1 protein-coding gene is annotated in these 587 nt (G+C 71.6%); it reads left to right on the top strand.

Annotated features, from left to right (window positions below):
• Nucleotides 1-540: alpha/beta fold hydrolase (locus tag G7A99_RS23925; protein WP_163144569.1), on the top strand; the 540-nt coding region annotated here is incomplete at its 5' end.
• Nucleotides 541-587 lie beyond the last annotated feature (47 nt).

The raw sequence follows: 587 nt of genomic DNA, 5'->3' as shown, positions 1-587 counted from the left end.
GTCGAGCGCGCCCACTGGGTGGGCCACTCGATGGGGACGATCGTGTGTCAGCACATCGCCGCACGGCACCCGGAACGTACGGCGAGCCTGGCACTGATGGGGCCGATCCTCGAACCCCCGGAGGCCGCTCGCAAGGGTATCCGCGACCGCGCCGCCGCAGCCCGGGACAACGGCATGATCCCGATCGCCGACGCCCTGTACCAGGGCAGCCTCGCCGCGGACACCCGCGCGCACCAGCCCGCGGTCGCCGCATTCGTGCGCGAGCTCGTCATGCGCCAGGCCCCGGAAGGCTATGCACGCACCTGCGAGGCGCTGGCCGCCGCACAGGCCGCGGACCTCGGAGCGATTGGCTGCCCGACCCTGCTGGTCACCGGCGACGAGGACGGGGTCGCCCCGCCCACCGCCGCCCGTGACATGGCGAAACGGATCGCCGGGGCCCACCTGGAGATCCTGCACCGCTGTGGCCACTGGACCCCGCTGGAACGCGCCAACGAGGTCAACCACGCGCTACTCAACCTGTATTTCCACAACCACGCCTGATGCCCCGCCGCAACGCGCGGCACCGGTGACTGACGCACAACGACAGA

The organism is Arhodomonas sp. KWT (assembly GCF_010993615.1).
The sequence above is the reverse complement of the archived record's forward strand: the minus strand, read 5'-3'. Positions and strand labels throughout refer to the sequence as shown.